The organism is Micrococcus endophyticus (assembly GCF_014205115.1).
GTDB classification, from domain to species: Bacteria; Actinomycetota; Actinomycetes; order Actinomycetales; family Micrococcaceae; genus Micrococcus; species Micrococcus endophyticus.
Map to the genome: position 1 here is coordinate 223,082 of NZ_JACHMW010000001.1, position 14,697 is coordinate 237,778.

Annotated in this window: 13 protein-coding genes; 7 read left to right on the forward strand and 6 right to left on the reverse strand. The window is 78.6% G+C overall.

Annotated elements, in window-relative coordinates:
* Positions 1-72 precede the first annotated feature (72 nt).
* Positions 73-3,846, forward strand: a complete 3,774-nt coding sequence (locus HDA33_RS01110) for a DUF4011 domain-containing protein (protein ID WP_184169963.1) — start codon at positions 73-75, stop codon at positions 3,844-3,846.
* A complete protein-coding gene (locus tag HDA33_RS01115) occupies positions 3,836-4,075 on the forward strand; it encodes a hypothetical protein (RefSeq protein ID WP_184169966.1) in 240 nt (79 codons plus the stop codon). The genes HDA33_RS01110 and HDA33_RS01115 overlap by 11 nt, the downstream gene beginning before the upstream one ends.
* A 79-nt stretch (positions 4,076-4,154) precedes the next feature.
* Here HDA33_RS01115 and HDA33_RS01120 read toward each other — a convergent pair whose 3' ends face one another.
* Complete coding sequence (locus tag HDA33_RS01120; RefSeq protein WP_184169969.1) at positions 4,155-4,460, reverse strand: FmdB family zinc ribbon protein; 306 nt, start codon at positions 4,458-4,460, stop codon at positions 4,155-4,157.
* 81 nt (positions 4,461-4,541) lie between these two features.
* Positions 4,542-5,204 carry a 5-formyltetrahydrofolate cyclo-ligase gene (locus HDA33_RS01125; RefSeq protein WP_184169972.1) on the reverse strand — a complete coding sequence of 221 codons (663 nt, stop codon included), beginning with the start codon at positions 5,202-5,204 and terminating at the stop codon, positions 4,542-4,544.
* Positions 5,205-5,275: 71 nt separating this feature from the next.
* Here HDA33_RS01125 and HDA33_RS01130 point away from each other — a divergent pair, with 71 nt between their 5' ends.
* The 3 genes from HDA33_RS01130 (at position 5,276) to HDA33_RS01140 (ending at position 8,143) form a co-directional block, all read left to right on the forward strand.
* Positions 5,276-5,902, forward strand: coding sequence for a GNAT family N-acetyltransferase (locus HDA33_RS01130; protein ID WP_184169975.1), 627 nt, complete (start codon positions 5,276-5,278; stop codon positions 5,900-5,902).
* Between the two features lie 101 nt (positions 5,903-6,003).
* On the forward strand, positions 6,004-6,927 hold the full coding sequence (locus HDA33_RS01135) for a hypothetical protein (RefSeq protein ID WP_184169978.1): 924 nt from the start codon (positions 6,004-6,006) through the stop codon (positions 6,925-6,927).
* A 22-nt stretch (positions 6,928-6,949) separates the two neighbouring features.
* Positions 6,950-8,143 carry a phosphotransferase gene (locus tag HDA33_RS01140; protein ID WP_184169981.1) on the forward strand — a complete coding sequence of 398 codons (1,194 nt, stop codon included), beginning with the start codon at positions 6,950-6,952 and terminating at the stop codon, positions 8,141-8,143.
* On the opposite strand, the gene HDA33_RS01145 is transcribed toward HDA33_RS01140, so the two are convergent.
* The 4 genes from HDA33_RS01145 to HDA33_RS01160 all read right to left on the reverse strand — a co-directional run bounded on the left by HDA33_RS01145 (position 8,133) and on the right by HDA33_RS01160 (position 12,822).
* The gene (locus HDA33_RS01145; protein ID WP_184169984.1) at positions 8,133-8,819 is read right to left on the reverse strand and encodes a response regulator transcription factor; all 687 of its coding nucleotides are present in this window, start codon (positions 8,817-8,819) and stop codon (positions 8,133-8,135) included. The two genes, HDA33_RS01140 and HDA33_RS01145, sit on opposite strands and share 11 nt — an antisense overlap.
* Positions 8,816-10,249 (reverse strand): ATP-binding protein, encoded by a 1,434-nt coding sequence (locus tag HDA33_RS01150; protein ID WP_184169987.1) that lies wholly within the window; start codon positions 10,247-10,249, stop codon positions 8,816-8,818. Before HDA33_RS01150 ends, HDA33_RS01145 begins: the two co-directional genes overlap by 4 nt.
* 66 nt (positions 10,250-10,315) lie before the next feature.
* Positions 10,316-10,891: a hypothetical protein gene (locus HDA33_RS01155; RefSeq protein WP_184169990.1), complete on the reverse strand. Its 576-nt coding sequence runs from the start codon at positions 10,889-10,891 to the stop codon at positions 10,316-10,318.
* Positions 10,892-10,992: 101 nt separating this feature from the next.
* Positions 10,993-12,822 (reverse strand): hypothetical protein, encoded by a 1,830-nt coding sequence (locus HDA33_RS01160; RefSeq protein ID WP_184169993.1) that lies wholly within the window; start codon positions 12,820-12,822, stop codon positions 10,993-10,995.
* Between the two features lie 161 nt (positions 12,823-12,983).
* On the opposite strand from HDA33_RS01160, the gene HDA33_RS01165 reads away from it, so the two are divergent.
* Together HDA33_RS01165 and HDA33_RS01170 are read left to right on the forward strand one after the other, a co-directional pair.
* Positions 12,984-13,466 (forward strand): NUDIX hydrolase, encoded by a 483-nt coding sequence (locus HDA33_RS01165; protein ID WP_158494283.1) that lies wholly within the window; start codon positions 12,984-12,986, stop codon positions 13,464-13,466.
* Positions 13,463-14,620 (forward strand): glycine betaine ABC transporter substrate-binding protein, encoded by a 1,158-nt coding sequence (locus HDA33_RS01170; protein WP_184169996.1) that lies wholly within the window; start codon positions 13,463-13,465, stop codon positions 14,618-14,620. Before HDA33_RS01165 ends, HDA33_RS01170 begins: the two co-directional genes overlap by 4 nt.
* Positions 14,621-14,697: the final 77 nt, after the last annotated feature.

Below are 14,697 nucleotides of genomic sequence, written 5' to 3' on the forward strand. Positions count from 1 at the left end.
GCCCCTGAACGGGGGCGGCCGCCCGCACGCATCTCGCCTGGGACCAGGCGACGGAGGAAGGACCGCACGCACGTGAGAGAGCAGGAGTTCCCGCGCCTGGCCCGCGCCCGCGCCGCCGCACGCCCCGAGGAGGGGCAGACGCGCCCCGACCCGGCCGCCTGGGTGGCCTCGCTCGGCTCCGGCGCCGAGAACGACACGATGCTGCGGTTCGCCCCGTCCGCGGCCAACAGCATCGACGTCACGGCCGCGAACTCCTCGGGCGTCTCCCAGCTACTGCTGGGCCGGCGCACCCGCCTGTCCACGCTGCTGCCGGCTGGGCCCGCCCTGCAGGCGGCGGAGGAGGTCGCCGCGGGGCTGCGCGCCAAGGTGCGGGAGCTGTCCGAGGAGCGCGGCATCGACGTCGGCGCCCTCGCCGTGGGCGTGGCCACGTGGACGGCGGAGGAGGACGGCCGACGCGAGCGCCGCTCCGCCCCCGTGCTGCTGGCCCGCGTGGCCCTGACCGTGCGCCGCGGCGCCCGCGGCCGGGATGAGCTCGAGGTCCAGATCACCGAGCCGGCCCGCCTCAACCCCGCGCTCGTGCGCAACCTGCGCCGCCACCACGGCATCGCTCTGGACCCCGAGGCCTACCGGCAGGCCGCCTACGCCACCGCGCGCCTGGAGCAGGGCCCCGCGCTGGCCCGCCTGCGCGAGGAGGCCGCGGCGCTCACCGGCCTGCAGGTGGAGGACCGGATGCTGGTCTCCACGTTCGCGGACCTCGGCGAGACCGCCACCCTGCCCGCCTCCCTCGAGCACCTGCCCGTGGTCGAGGCGCTCTACGACGCCGGCACCGGCATGGTGCCGCGGCCGCCGGCGCTGCAGCCCACCGAGGCCCCGGGAGAGGACGACGTCGCCCCGGCGGACGAGCGACTCGTCCTCGACCTCGACGCCGCCCAGCGGCGCGTGGTCGAGCACTCCGCCGCGGGGGAGTCCCTCGTGGTGGCCGCCGCGCCGGGCACGGGCCAGACGCAGACCGCCGTCGCCGTGGCCGCCCGCCTGGCCTGGGAGGGCCGCCGCGTCCTCGTGGTCGCCGAGCGCTCGGCCGCCCTGGCCGACGTGCACGCCCGCCTCGACGAGATCGGCCTGCGGGCCGCCGCCCTCGACGTGCCCGCCCACGCGGACCCCGAGCAGCTGCGCCGCCAGCTCGTGCAGGCCGTCCTGCGCGCCGAGCGCGCCGAGGCCCCCGACGCCGCCCGGGACGAGGCGGCGCTGACCGAGCGCCGCCGTCGTCTGCAGGAGCACGTCGGATCCCTGCACCACGTGCGCCCGCGGTGGGGCTGCTCGCCCTTCCAGGCGATGCAGGCCCTGGCCGCCCTGACCGGGCTACCGACCCCGCCGGCCACCACCGTGCGCCTCAAGCGCTCCGTGCTGGACTCCACCGTGAACCGCCAGGCCGTGGCAGAACAGCTCGTGCGCGCCGGCGAGCTGGGCGCGTTCTCCGCGGCCGCCACCGAGAGCCGCTGGTTCGGGGCGCGCGTGCGCAACGTCCAGGAGACCGAGGCCGCCTCCGAGCTGGCCGATGAGCTCGCCGCGGCCCTGCACACCACCCGCCGCGCCGTGGACACCGCCGCCGCGCAGGCCGGCCTGCGCCCCGAGCGCACCGTGGCCGGCTGGGCCGAGCAGGCGGACCTCTACCGCCGCGTGGCCCGCACGCTCACCGAGTTCACCCCCGAGGTCTTCGCCCTCGACGTCCCGCAGCTGGTGGCCGCCACCGCCACCAGCACGTGGCGCCGCACCCACCTCGTGGAGATGTCCTCCGTGGCCCGCTCGCGCCTGCGCCGCGCGGCCAAGGATGCGGTCCGCCCGGGCGTGCAGCCCACGGACCTGCACGGCGCGCTCGTGGACGCGGCCGCCGTCCTCGAGGACTGGAACCGGCACGCCGCTGAGCCCGGCACGCCCCCGCAGGTCCCGGACCAGGGCGAGCGCGTCATGGGCGTGGTCGGGGACGTCCGTGAGCGCCTGCGCCGCCTCGAGCGGATCCTCGCCCCCGAGGCCGTCGCCGAGCAGCCCCTGGCCGAGCGGGACGTGGACGACCTCGTGGCCGCCGTGGACGGGCTCGTCGCGGACCGGGACACCCTGGCCACGCTGCCCGAGCGCACCCTCGTGCTCGACAGCCTCAAGGACCACGGCCTCACCGAGCTGCTGACGGACCTGCGGGACCGCGAGGTCCCCACCGAGGCCCTCGCCGCCGAGCTGGAGCTCGCCTGGTGGCAGTCCGCCCTGGAGGCGATGATCTCCGGCGACGACTTCCTGGCCATGATGAGCGGCGCCGACCTGGCCGAGGTGGAGCGCGGCTTCCGCGAGCTGGACCGCGCCCACCTGGAGCGCGGCGCGGACCGCCTCTCCGCCGCCCTCGGCGCCCGCTGGAAGGAGGCGCTGCGCACCTTCCGCGCGGACGCCGCCGTGCTGCGCGGCCTGCTCAAGCAGGGCCGGCCCACCGTGGAGGCCCTGACCACCCTCGCGCCCGAGGTGCTGCAGCCGCTCGTGCCCGTGGTCACCACCTCGCCGATGGCCCTGTCCGAGTTCCCCTCGGACTGGGGCGCCGACGTCGTGGTGCTGCTGGAGGCGGACGCCACCGCGCTGGCCACCGCGGTGGGCGCGCTCACCCGCGCCCCGCAGGTGGTCGCGTTCGGCGACCCGGTGATCGGCCGGCCGCAGTCCTTCCAGGTGTCCGTGGACCCCACCGCCACCGCCGGCCCGCTGCGGCCCCTGCGCTCCGCGCACGACGCGCTGGCCGAGGTGCTTCCCACCGTGGCGCTGCGCACCGTGCACCGCCCGCTCGAGCGGCGCCTCGTGCGGATGCTCTCCGCGCTGGCCTACGAGGGGGCGCTGGAGGCGCTGCCGACCGCCGGCGAGGCAACCGGCCGGGACCGCACGGTCACCGCCGAGTACCTGCAGGAGGGCACCGGCATCCCCATGACCGGCGGCGACGTGGTGGAGTCCACGAACGCCGAGGTCGCCCGCACGGTGGAGCGCGTGTTCGAGCACATCCGGGACCGCCCGGAGCAGTCGCTGGCCGTGGTCACCGTCTCCGAGCCGCACGCCCGCCGCGTGGCCGCCGCCGTGCAGGCCACCGCGGCCCGGGCCCCCTGGGCCCTGGACTTCCTGTCCCGCGGCCGCGGCGAGGACGCCGAGGGCGCGGAGCCGTTCGTGATCGTGCCCGTGACCCGCGCCGCGTCCGTGATCCGCGACGCCGTGATCCTCACCCCCGGCTACGGCCGCACCCCGCACGGCCGCGTGGTGCACCACTTCGGGGCGTTCTCGGATCCGGGCGGCGAGCGCATGGTGGCCGTGGCCCTCACGCGCGCCCGGCAGCGGCTGCACCTGGTCTCCGCGCTGCGGGCCGCGGACCTCGACGAGGACCGGCTCGACGGCGGCGCGCTCTGGTTCCTGCGCCTGCTGGAGGCCTACCTCGGCGACGGCGCCCCCGACCCGGTCGGCATGGTCAGCGACCCGCTGCTGGCCGACCTGCGCGAGCGGCTCGAGGAGCGCGGCGCCCGCGTCCTGCCCCGCCACGGCGGCGTGATGGACCTGGCCGTGGTGGACCCGCACCCCGAGGACGAGGACGGGGACGCGCCCCGCCCGCTGGCCCTCGCAGGCGACGGCGGCGACGTCCACCGCGCCCTCACCGTCCGGGAGCGCACCCGCACCCTGCCGGAGCGGCTCGAGGCCCGCGGCTGGGACCCGCGCACCCTGTGGGCGATCGAGGTGTTCGCGGATCCGGAGTCGGTGGCCCAGGAGCTGGCCGACCGACTCGGCGTGCGCCCGGCGGACGAGTCCGAGCGCGACGCCGACGACGATGGGCGCTGAGGTCCCGGACCCGGCGCCCCGCCGCCGCGGACCGCGCCGGGCCGACGCCCCGGGCACCGGGCCGGCGTCCGCCGACGCGCCCGAGCCGCGCCTGCCCGGCGTCGGCGCCGGGACCGACGGCGCGCGCGGCGCTGTGGGTGCTCGCGGCGCGGTGGGGGAGCAGCCGGCGGCCGCGGCCGACGAGCGCGACCGCTGGCTCCTCGAGCAGCGCCCGCCCCACTGGGGCTGAGACGCGCCCGGAGGCGGCGGGCGCCGCCGGCGCGACGGGGGCCGCCGGTCTGAGGGCCGTCAGCTGACCGGCGCCGCGGTCAGTCCTTCGAGCCCGACGAGGACGAGGACGAGCCGCTGGACCCCGAACCGCCCGACGACGTCGAGGACGTCCCGGAGTCGCCCGACGACGTCGAGGACGTCCCGGACCCGCCGGAGGCCGACCCGGCGGAGCGGGAGTCGGTGCGGTAGAAGCCGGAGCCCTTGAAGCTCACGCCCACGGACCCGTACTGCTTGCGCAGCACGCCGCCGCACTCGGGGCACTGCGTGAGGGCCTCGTCGGTGAAGGACTGGACGGCGTCGAAGGCGTGGCCGCAGTCGCGGCAGCGGTAGGCGTAGGTGGGCATGCTCTCTCCGGCTCGCTCGGGGCGCGCGGGGACGCGCGCGGTGCAGGGGGTCCGACCCGTGATGCTACTCCGCGCAGCCGCTCAGACGTGGCGCAGTCCCGCGGCGGTGACGACGGCGTCCACGGGCCGGTCCGTCGGCTCGGCGGGCACGGACCCGGCCGGCAGCAGCTCGTCCTCGAACAGGAGGGCCACGGTGGGCACGCTCCGGGGCAGCCGCGCGAGGAAACGGTCGTAGTAGCCGCCGCCCTGGCCCAGGCGCATGCCGTCCTCGGCCACGGCCAGCGCGGGCATCACCACGGCCACGGCCTCGGCGAGGGCCTCGACGCCGTGCCGCTTGCCCACGGGCTCGTCCACGGGGGCCGCGGCGGCGCGGGCGGTGGCCACCCCCGGATGCCACGCGGTCCAGCTCAGCCGGCGCTGCGGCTCGATCACGGGGACGAGGACGCGGGCGCCGGCGGCCACGAGCCGCTCGCGCAGCGGGCCCGTGTCCGGCTCGGTGGGCATGGGCAGCACGGTGGCCACCACGGCCTCCCCGTCCCGGGCAGCCTGCGCGACCCGGGGGCCCAGCCACGCCCACAGGTGCTCGACGGCGGCCGCGGACTCGGCGGCGCGGCGCTCGGGGGAGCGCTCGCGGCGGGCGGCGCGCAGGCGGGCGCGCAGGGCGGCCTTGGCCGCCACCACGTCGTCGACGCCGGCCACGGGGCCCGTGGAGGCGGGCTCGGGTGCGGGAGGGGGAGTGCGCATGCCCCCATCATGCCGGGCGGGGCAGCGCCGCGCGCGGCCGCCCCGGCGCTGCGCGCGCATAGGATCGGGCCATGTCCTGGCAGCGCTCTCCCTGGCCCGTGACCCTGCGGCACGGCACCCTCTCCCTGCGCCCGCTGCGGCGCCGGGACCGGGACGCGTGGGAGGCCCAGCGCGCCCACAACCACGCGTGGCTGACCCCGTGGGACGCCACCAGCCCGGTGCCGGGCGCGGGGCCGTCGTCGTTCGGGCAGATGGTCCGCTGGCACGGCCGGCAGGGGCGGGAGGGGTCCTCGTTCACGTGGGGCGTGGCCCTGGACGACGACGCCCCGGACCGGGACCGCCTCGTGGGGCTGCTGAGCCTGGGCGGGATCCAGTACGGCTCGGTGCTCTCCGGCTCGATCGGCTACTGGATCGACCGCCGCGAGGCCGGGCGCGGGCTCACCCCGACGGCGGTGGCCATGGCCGCGGACTGGGCGTTCCGCAGCGCCGGCCTGCACCGGGTGGAGGTCAACATCCGCCCCGAGAACGCGGCCAGCCTGCGCGTGGTGGAGAAGCTGGGGCTGCGCGACGAGGGGGTGCGCCGGTCCTACCTGCACGTGGACGGGGACTGGCGGGACCACCGCACCTTCGCGATCACCGCCGGAGAGGTCCCCGAGGGCCTGCTCGCGCGGTGGCTGGCGAGCCGGCCCCGCGCCTGAACGCCGGCGGCGGGGGAGACCCGCAGCACCCCCGGGGACACGCCGGGACGCACCGGCCCGGGCTCCGCGGCGGGGCGCTCCCCCCGGTCTAGGCTGGCCGCATGGAGGACACCACGGCGCCGGCTTCGGCGGGACGGGCCGCGCTCGACGCGCTGGCCGACGCCCGCGTCAGCGCCTCCTTCGTCATCCTGGCCCTCGTGGCCTACTTCGCCTGGCGGCTCGTCGTGCGCCGCCGCCGCGTCGAGTCCGCCCCCGCCCGCCCGACGATGCTGAGGTCCACGATGCACCGCCTGCAGAGCTCGCCCGCCGTCCGCGCCCTGACCGAGCGGCTCTCGGGCCGCGTGAGCGGCCTGGCCGACTCCGCGCGCGCCGCGGGCCGCCGCACCGCCGGCCTCCAGGTCCGCTGGGGTCGCACCGCCCTCTTCCTCGCCGCCCTCGCGGCGCTCGCGGTGGCGCTCGTCGCCGGCGTGGCCGCCGCGTTCGGGGCGGGCACCGCGGGTCTGGCCGGCGCCTGCCTGCTCTTCGCCGTGGCCGCCGTCGCGGGCCTGCGCGCCCTCGCCGTGCGGGACCGCGCCCGCCGCGCCCCCGCCGCCGTCGTCGAGGCGCCCGCCGAGGCCGCGCCGCACGCCGCTCCCGAGGCGGCCCGCGTCGACCCCGAGCGGGACCGCCGCGTGTTCGAGACCGTGCTGGCCCTCGAGGACGAGGCGCCCCGCGTCAGCGCCGCGGCCCCGGCTGCCCCCGCCGCCGCCGCGCCGACGGTCGTCGCCGCGTCCGCCGTGCGCGCCCCGGAGGCGACGGACACCGTCACCCTCCCCGTGGTGCCGCGCCCCACCTACCTGGACGCGCCCGAGATGCTGCGCCCCGCCCCCGCCCCGCTGACGGCCCCGGAGGCCGCGGGCTCGGACGTCCGCCTCAAGGACGCCGCCCGCGCCGCCGAGCACGAGGAGGCGCTCAGCGCCACGGCCGAGCAGGACGTCGCCGCCCTGGACCTGGACCACGTCCTGGCCCGGCGCCGCGCCTCCTGACCGTGGTTCGGCGGGCGCGGCCGTGAGCATCGGGCGCGCCTCCGCGCCCCTCGCCGTCCGCGCCTCCGGCCTGCGCTGGCTGCGCACCCGAGCCGACGCCCTGCACCTGCAGCGGGGACGTCGGCTCGCGCGCGTGCTGGACGTGGACGTCATGGAGGGGCGCGCCGGCGACGCCCGGGTCCGCACCCGCACCCTCGTCCTGGCCCGCGACCCGCGGACCGGTCCCGACGCCGCCCCTCCCGGCTCGGCGCGGACGAGCGAGCGCGGCGTCCTCGAGGACGGCACCCTCTGGTGGTGGGCCGCCGCCGACCCCGCCCTGCCCGGGCTCGCGCTCACGGAGGACGACGCCGGCCTGGCCGCCCTGCTGGGCACGGCCCCGGGCCGAGTCCGCCTCACCTGGCGCGGCTACCGGCCCCGGGAGCGGGCGGTGATCGCCCTCGACGCCGCGGACGCGGGCCTCGCCGGCTCCCGCGCCTACCTCAAGGTGCTGGCCCCGGCCGCCGCCGAGGCCGTCGCCGCGCGGCTGAGCGCGGCGCGCGCGGCCGGCGTGCCCGTCCCGGACCTGCTGGCGGCCCCCGAGCGGGGCGCGCTGCTCCTGGGGAACGTCCCCGGCCTGCCCTGGGGCGCCCTGCTCGGTGACGCGCGAGCCGACGCCCTCGACCCCGCCCGGGTCGCCGAGGTGCTCGACCGGATGCCGGCGCCCCCGGGCGAGGCGGGGCCCGCCCCCGACGCCGCCGCCGTGCTGCTCGAGCACGCCGCGTGGGCCGCCGTCGTGCTGGACCCGGAGCGTCAGGCCGAGTCCGCCGCCCGCGCCGACCGCCTGCGCGCCGCCCTGGCCGCCGGCGACCCCGGCCCGCCCGTGCCGGTGCACGGGGACCTGCACCCGGGCAACCTGCACGTGGACGCCTCCGGCGGGCGCGTCACCGGGCTCGTGGACTGCGACGGCCTCGGTCTCGGGCACCGCGTGGACGACTGGGCCACCCTGCTGGCCCACCTCGAGGCCGCGGCCGCCGACCTCGGCCCCGGCGGCGGCGCCGTCCGGGCCGTGGCCGAGCGCGTGCGGGCGCATGCCCGCACCGAGACGGACGAGGTGGCGCTCGCCGCGCGCGCCGCCGTCGTGCTCGCCGCCCTCGGGGCCGACCCCTCCGTCCCGCGCGCCGCCCGCACCGCCCGCCGCGCCGCCGCGGACGCCGCGCTGGCCCGCGTCAGCCGCTGAGCTCGTCCTCGCCGGCCAGCCGGTAGCCCAGGCCGCGGACCGTGAGGATCCGCTCCGCACCGATCTTGGCGCGCAGGTAGCGCACGTACACGTCCACCACGTTGGAGCCGGACTCGAAGTCCTCGCCCCACGCGCCGTCCAGCAGCTGCTCGCGGCTGAGGACCTGGCCGGGGCTGCGCAGGAACTCCTCGGCCAGGGCGAACTCGCGCGCCGAGAGCGCCACCGTGCGCCCGTCCACGCGCGCCGTGTGGGAGGCCGGGTCCAGCTCGAGGTCGCCGTGGCGCAGCACCGAGTCCGTCGGTTCCGGGGCGGGGGCGCCCGGGCGCAGGCGCAGCCGCACGCGGGCCAGCAGCTCGGCGAACCGGAAGGGCTTGGGCATGTAGTCGTCCGCCCCGGAGGTCAGGCCCTCCACGGTGTCCTGGGCCGAGGAGCGCGCCGTGAGGATGATGACGGGCAGGTGCGCGTTCTGCCGCCTGATCCGGGCGAGCACGTCGAAGCCGTCCGCGTCCGGCAGGCCCAGGTCCAGGATGACCAGCTCGAAGGCCCCGGTCATGGCCAGTCCCACGCCCTCGGCGCCGGTGCCGGCCGTGGTGACCGCGATGCCCTCCGCGGCCATGCCCTTGGTGACGAACGCGGCGATGCGCTCCTCGTCCTCGATCAGCAGCACAGGGATCATGCGGGGTCCTTCCCGGGGGTGAGGGAGCCGGCCGGCCGGCTCGGGGTGCTCAGGGGCAGCTCGATGCGGAAGACGCTGCCGAGCCCGGGCACGGAGTCCAGGCTCACCTCCCCGCCGTGCGCGGCGGCGATCGAGGAGACGATGGCCAGGCCCAGGCCTGAGCCGTCCGCGCGGGTGCCGTGCGCGCCCCGGCCGAACCGCTCGAAGATCTGGGCGCGGTCCTCGGGGCGCACGCCCACGCCGTGGTCCTGGACCCACAGGCGCAGGGTGTCGCCCTCCACGGCCGAGCCCAGGCGCACCACGGTGCCCGGCTCGGAGTACCGGACCGCGTTGGCGGCCAGCTGCAGCCACGCCTGGGTGATCCGCTGGGCGTCGAGGGAGGCGGTGACCTCCGCGACGCCGTCGAGCTCCCACACGTGGCCGTCGAAGCCCGACGCGCGGGTCAGCACCCCGCGGGTCAGCTCGGCCACGTCCACGGGGGCCGGGCGCAGGAAGTCGGGGTGCTGGGCCTTGGCGAGCACCAGCAGGTCGTCCACGAGGCGGCTCATCCGGTCCAGCTCGTCGAGGGTCAGGCGGGTGGTCTCGCGCACGTCCGCGGGGTCGTCCGGGTCCATCACCTCGAGGTGGCCCTGCACGATCGTCACCGGCGTGCGCAGCTCGTGGCCGGCGTCGTCCAGGAGGCGGCGCTGGGAGGCGAAGGAGTCCTCGAGCCGCTCCAGCATGGCGTTGAAGGAGTGGCCGAGGGCCGCGACGTCGTCGTGGCCGAGCACCTCCACGCGCCGGTCCAGGTCGTGCTCGGTGACCTCGCCGACCGCCTCCTGGAGGGACTCGAGCGGGGCGAAGACGCGGCGCAGCAGCGGCACGCCCACGGCGAGGGCGAACACCGTGGTGAGCAGCGCGCCGCCGGCGAAACCGAGGAAGGTGCGGTCCAGCCGGCCGACCTCCGCGTCCACGTCCACGGCCAGCAGCAGGGCGCCGGCGTCGTCCTGGCCCCAGCCGGTCACGGGCACGACCACGGCCCGGTACGTGGCGCTGTTGGTCGTGACGGTCTCCGCGCGGGCCTCTTGATCGCCCACCCGGGCCAGCGCCCACGCGACGAGCTCGGGGTCCTCCTCGAGGCGCAGCTCGACGGCGTCGCTCGCGGCCAGCTCGGCCCGGTCGGGCGCGAGGCCCAGGATGCCCTCGTTGTCATGGGGGAGGACCCGCAGCATGGCCAGGCGGATGAAGGCGGCGGCGGAGTCCGGCGGCTCGCCCGTCTCGGGGTCCACACCCGTCTCGGAGAGCAGGGCGACCTGATCGACGACGCGCTGCAGGCTGGCCTCGATCCGGTCGTTCACGGTGATGCGCAGGACGGTGTAGGCGGTGATGCCGGAGACCGTCAGCGACAGCACGAGGACGAGGGCGAGGAGGGTGCTCAGGCGCGTGCGCACCGGCAGGGACTGCCAGCGCTGGCGCAGCTCCTCGGTGCGTGAGGCGCTCAGGGCGTCCGCCCTGGGTCAGTCGTCGTCCCAGTCGTCCGAGTCGTCGTCCCAGTCGTCGTCATCGTCGTCATCGTCGTCCGAGTCGTCGTCCCCGTCGTCGTCATCGTCGTCCCAGTCGTCATCGTCATCCCCGTCGTCGTCCGCGTCCCACGAGTCTGCCAGAGGCGTGGGTGCGGGCGCGGGAACGCGGGACACGGTTGCGGCGGCGCGGGACTCGGCCGCGGCGGCGGCGCGGGACTCGGCCGCGGCCTCTTCGGCGGCGCGGGACTCTGCGGCGGCCTCCTCGGCGGCGACGGCGGCCCGGGACTCGGCGGCGGCCGACGACGACGCCGCGGCGGAAGCGGCGCGGGACTCGGCGGCGGCACGCGACTGGGCGGCCGAGGACGAGGCGGCGGCCGACGACGACGCGGGGGAGGGGCGGACCGCCGAGGCGGGGCCGCCCGAGGGGGCCGCCGGCATGGAGCCCAGGGTGATCTGCGGGCTCAGGACCGTCTGGCCGGGCCGGGCGGCGTTCAGCGCGAGGGCGACCGCCCCGGCGACGACGATGAGCGCCAGCACGATCGCGAGGAGGAGACGGGGGGTGCGGGACATGCCACCACGATGCCCCACGTCCATGAGGGGCGCATGAGAGACGGCTTCATCCCGCGCGGGTCCGCACCGCCGAGGCGGTCGGTCCGGGGCCGCCGGCCGGCTCAGTCCGCGCCGAGCTGCTCCCGGACCGCGTCGAGGTCGTCCCGCACCCGCGCGGCGCCGTCGTGGTCGCCCACCGCGGAGAGGCACTGGTGCAGGCCCGTGAGGGCTCCCAGGCGCACGAGCGTGGACTGGGTGGACTCGCTCACCAGGCGGAAGAGGGTGGCCGCCTGCTCCGGGCTGCCGTCCTCGGCCACCACGGACGCGGCGAACAGCTCCGCCTGGGCCGCGCCCTCCGGGTCCTGCGCCGCGGTGAACAGGTCGGCGGCGTGCAGGGCCGTCGAGACGGCCTCCGCCCCCTGCTCCAGCGACCACAGCGCCCGCGCGCGGGTGTCCGTGTAGTCGGCCACCTGCCAGGGCGCCTCGGCCTCGCGGACGAGCGCCACGGCCTCGTCCAGCAGCTCCAGGCCCTCCGGACGCCCGGACTCGCACAGCAGGTAACCGTGCGCGTGCAGGGCGGCCGGCAGCACGGCCGGGTCCTCGTCCACGGCGCGGCGGGCCGCCGCCACGGCGCGCTCGAACAGGTCCAGCGCGGAGGGGCGGGTGAGCTCGTCGCGCTCGCGGTTCACGAGGGCGCCGGCCGCCAGGAGCGTGCGGGCGGCGTCCTCCCAGCGGCCGTGGGCCTCGAAGAGCCCGGCGGCCTCGCGCCACAGGGGCAGCGCGTTCTCCGAGCGGTCCTGGTCGTGGTGGGCGTGGCCGAGGTCCACGAGGGCCCGGGCCTGCTCGACGTCGTGGCCCTGGGCCGCCTCCCGGCGCACGAGGCGGGCGAGCAGCGGCTCGGCCTCGTCCGGACGGCCGGCCAGCACGAGCTGGTGGGCCCACCAGTAGCTCAGGCTCGACGCCTCGGGTGCCTCGGCCTTCTCGGCGTGCACGGAGGCCAGCTCCCAGGCGGCCACCGCGGCCTCCTCGTGGCCCTCCAGGTCCCCGGCCACCCGGCCGGCCAGGGAGGCCGCCGAGGCGGCGCCCCGTCGCAGGCCCACCCGCGCCATGCGGTCCGCCGCGTCCAGGGCGAGGGCGAGCGCCGCCGTCGGGCGGTCCTGCTCGTGCGCGGCGATCGCGCGCACCGTCGTGGCCGAGGCGAGGACGGCGCGGGCGGCGGGCAGCGAGGTCACCACGGCCGCGGCCTCGTCCGCCTCCGCGTGCTCGCCCCGCCACAGGTGCAGGCGGGAGAGCAGCAGGTGCGCGCTCGACCACGAGCCGACCGGCAGCACGGCGCCGGCGGCGCGCAGGCCGCGCAGCGACTCGACGGCGCGGCGGGCCGCCGCCATCGCCCCGTCCAGGTCCGAGGCGTGCACCCGGTGGACCGCCAGGGCCAGCGCCGCCTCGGGCAGCACGGTGTCCCCGGGCTCCTCGCCCGGCACGCCCGGCTCCTCCTCCACGACGCCGGCCAGCACGGCCGCCTCGAAGCCGTCCGGCTCGCGCACGAGGGAGGCGCCCAGCTGGGTCTCCAGGGCCGCCTGCCGGGGACGGCCCAGGGTGCGCAGCAGCGCGGCGCGGGCCTCGATCCACCGCGTCAGCCCGGTCTCGTCCCCGAGCCGGTCCGCGGCCACGGCGAGGGCGCGCAGCAGGGACAGGCGCACGCCGTCCTCGCCCGGGCCCAGGGCCGCCAGGCCGGACTCGGCGCAGCGCGCGGACTCCCGCGGCTCGTCCCGCAGCGCCGCCTCCAGCGAGAGCTCCCACCACTGCCGGGCGTCGTGGTCCACGGGGGCGGCGTCGACGGCGTCCTCGGGGGCGCCCGACGTGCGCGCCTCCGCCAGGAGGGTGCGCACGCGCGCGAGCACGGCCGTGGGGCCGACGTCGGCCGGCGCGGGGGTCTGCTGCGGGGCGTCCACGGGTGCTGCTCCTCTCCGGGGGACGGGGACGGGTGGTCCTCCAGCGTAGGACGCCCCGGGCCCGGGCGCGGGGGTGTTCGCGGTGGGCGGTGCTCGTAGACTGGCCGGGCCCGGGCGTCTCCCGCCGCGGGCCGTCCCCTGCCGCCAGGAGCCTGCCGCCCATGAGCCCCACCCCCGTCCCGGACGCCGAGCCCGCCCGCGCGGACGCGCCCGCCGGCCCCTTCCAGACGCGCGCCGGGGCCTACGCGCTGATCGTCGACGGCGGCCGCGTGCTGCTCAGCTCGTGGCAGGGTCCCGAGCACCTCGTGTGGACGCTGCCCGGCGGCGGGATCGAGCTGGGGGAGAGCCCCGAGGAGGCCTGCCGGCGCGAGGTGTGGGAGGAGACCGGCCACACCGCCGAGCTCACCGGGCTGCTCGGCGTCACCACCGGCGTGATCCCGGCCGAGCGGCGCCTACGCGGCGAGGCCCTGCCGCTGCTGACCGTGCAGGTCCTCTACACGGCCCGCATCACCGGCGGCGTGCTGCGCCCCGAGGTCGGCGGCTCCTCCACGGACGCCCGCTGGTTCGACCTGGCCGGCCTGGACGCCGTGCGCACCGCGCCGTGGGTGCGCGAGGCCCTCGCCCGGGCCGGAGCGGCCGCATGAGCGGCCCGGCCCGCCGGCGCGCCCTGCCGGCCGTCTCTGCCGCCGCGGCGCTCGCCCTCGCCCTGGGCGCCTGCACCCCCGAGCCGACGGCGTCCGCCACCCCGGAGGCCTCCGGCACGCCCCTGACCGTGGTCCACGGCGGGCAGGGCCTGGAGCCGGCCGTGGCCGCTGTCCTCTCCCGCCACCTGCGCCAGGGCGGCCACGCCGTCACGGACGAGGACGGCGTGCCCCTCGCGCAGCCGGCCTGGACCGCCGCCGACGCGCACACCGTGGCCGTGGTGGACACCCTGCGCCTGGCCGTGGCCGCCGACGCCGCCGCCGTGCTGCCCGCGCCGCCCGAGCCGAGCCCGGAGCCCACGGAGGGCGGCGAGGCCGGAGACCCCGCGGATCCCGGCCTCGGCCTGCCCACGGCCTCCGAGTCCGCCGACGCCGCCGACGCCTCCGCCACGCCCGAGCCGACCCCCCTGCCCGACGGCGAGCCCGCCGCCGACGCCGCCGAGGCCGGCCGCGTCGTCGAGCGCCTCCTGCAGGGCGACGCCGAGGCCGGCGCGTCCCCGGAGCCGGGCGACGCCGTCGCCGTGCTGGGCTCCTCCGCGGGGGTGCTGCGCCTGAGCGCCGTGGTCACCGCCACGACGGCGGCGCGGCTCGAGCTCGACGCCCTCGAGGACCTCAACGGCCGGTGCGAGGGGCTCACGGCCGCGCTGCCGGCCGGCCTCGCCGGCGATCCCGAGGCGAACGCCGCCCTGCACGCCCGGCTCGACCGGCTCGCCGGCTGCCGGCCCGGGACGTGGCGGGAGGAGGACGCGTCCGCGGCCGCCGTCGTCGTCGCCGACCAGGCCCAGCTGGGACTCCTCTCCGCCACCGACCCCGAGATCCCGGCGAGCATGCTCGTGCCCCTCGAGGACCCCGAGCGGGTGCTGCCCGAGGGCCGCCTGGCCGCCGTCGGCGCCCCGGACGCCCTCGACGACGACGCGCAGCGGCGCATCGAGGAAGTGCTCTCCGCCCTCAACGAGGACGGGCTGCGCGAGCTCGAGCGGATCACCACCGGCGCGGACGCGCTCCCGCCGGCCGAGGCCGCCCGCTACTGGCTCGTGGACCAGGGGCTCGAGGACGTCCCGGAGGGCTGGTTCATGCCCCGGGACTCCTGGTTCTGACCCGGCCGCGGGCGCCGCAGACGCCCCGTGACGCGCGTGCGTCCCTGTGATGCACGCCGCCCGCCGCGGTGCCATGA